Annotated in this window: 1 protein-coding gene and 1 pseudogene; one reads left to right on the top strand and one right to left on the bottom strand. The window is 71.9% G+C overall.

Features of this window, described 5'->3' with window-relative positions; genetic code table 11:
• Positions 1–546, bottom strand: a pseudogene (locus tag BMG523DRAFT_RS22280) (hypothetical protein); the annotation flags it as partial.
• Positions 547–877: 331 nt separating this feature from the next.
• Between BMG523DRAFT_RS22280 and BMG523DRAFT_RS22275 the strand changes: the two are divergent.
• Positions 878–1,219: a DUF397 domain-containing protein gene (locus tag BMG523DRAFT_RS22275; RefSeq protein ID WP_023840402.1), complete on the top strand. Its 342-nt coding sequence runs from the start codon at positions 878–880 to the stop codon at positions 1,217–1,219.
• The last annotated feature ends 455 nt before the right edge of the window (positions 1,220–1,674 follow it).

The raw sequence follows: 1,674 nt of genomic DNA, 5'->3' as shown, positions 1-1,674 counted from the left end.
CCGGGTGAGGCGTTGGATGCCCTGGTGGAGCTGGGCGACACTGAGGGGGTCCGGGGTGGACGCGGCGATGGCGCGGGAGATCTGCGCGGCGCGGCTGGTGGCGCCAGTCGTGGCGGTGCTGGCGGCAAGGAGGATGCCGGTGCCGAGTAGGTCACGGCGGCGCGACGGACTCACCTCCTCGCGGGGCGGCCCGCTGCCGGGCTCCGCCTGAGCGGGAACCATGACGGGACGTGGTAGCACGGGCGGCGGGGCTACGGCCTGTGTCTCACGGTAGCGAGTGGGATTCCGGGTCAGCAAATCTTCCACGGAAACGTGAAACATCTCCTCCAACACCCGGCATGCCGCCGGATAGGGCCTGGTGGCGACCTGGCCGGCGATCCACCGTTTCGCCTGCCGGTCGCTGAGTGGCCCCGGCACCCGAAGATCGTTGTTTTCCCGGCTGAGTGTGCGGGCGGTGGTGTCGAAGACACGGCGGAAGTCGTCGCAACTCCAGTTCCGATCATGAAGTAGTCGGGCGAGCATCGTGTCGCTGCGGGGCGGGGCCATCAGCGGTCCTTCCGACTGTCTGGCGGGGTCTGAGGTCCTGGTCAGGTGCCATGTTCCGACCGCCGGCCTCGAATGTCACGGGATGGCATCAGGAAGGCACGGATGGCATGCGGATGCCGTGCCGTGCCGTCATGGTGGCGGCGTTCCCCTGCGCCCCGACGGTCACTGTGATGCCTGGTTCGGTGGCCGATAGTGATGCCCGGCGGTTCTGGTCGGGTTGGCCTTCGTGTCCTCGGCGGGCGCCGTGAACGGTTCCGGGCGGGCTGTTCCACGCAGGTGGGGCCTGCCCGGGGCCACCTTGTTGTGATCACGAGACGAGGGGGGTCCTGGCGTGGGCCGGTGGGAGGACGAGCACTTTGCCCGGTTGGAGTGTGAGGTGCCGGTGCGGGGCCGGGATCGTCTGGCCTGGTGGCGGACGGCGCGGGCCGGCCTGGGGGCGGTGGAGGTGGCCGCGGTGCCGGTCGGGACGCTCGGGCTGCTGGATGCCCCGGGGGTGGCGGTGCGGCACGGCCGGGTTCCGGCGGGGGCGGGGTTGCTGTTCGAAGCCGGGGAGTGGGCGGTGTTCCTGGCCGGGGTGGGTCGGGGTGAGTTCGGGTTCGCCCGGTTGGCGGCGTTGCCGGTTCCCTCGGTGCCGGTTCCCCCGGCTGCCGGGGCGGGGGCCGGTGATGGGTGAGCAGGCCTGCGCCGGGGGCGGGGCGATGTCCGGTGCCAGGGCTGGTCGGGGGGAACACCCGGGCTGGTCGGAGGCGTGGTCGCGGATCCTGGCCGGTACGGGGGCGGATCAGGCGGCCACGGTGTGGGTGGTGGCGGTGGTCGACGGGCCGGAGCGGGACGTGGACGGGGTGGTCGGCTACTTCGCCACCCCCCGGGACGCGGACCGGCATGCCCGTGCCCACGGATACGGGGAGTGGCTGGTGGTGCCGGCGTTGGTGCTGCACCGGCCGGATGATCCGGTGGTGNTCCTGTGACCGGGGGGTGGCCGTTGCTGGTCCTGGACGGCGACGGCGTACTGATCACCAGNTTTCCGCGGGCGGAGTTCGACCGGGCGCACCGGTGGGCGCATGCCCGGGCCGGGGAACCGGTGGTGGAACTGCCCATTCTGGTGGAAGACCTGCTGGTACGGGTGAC

The organism is Frankia sp. BMG5.23, from assembly GCF_000685765.2.
Lineage (GTDB): Bacteria > Actinomycetota > Actinomycetes > Frankiales > Frankiaceae > Frankia > Frankia casuarinae.
This window is presented reverse-complemented; position numbering and strand designations above follow the sequence as displayed.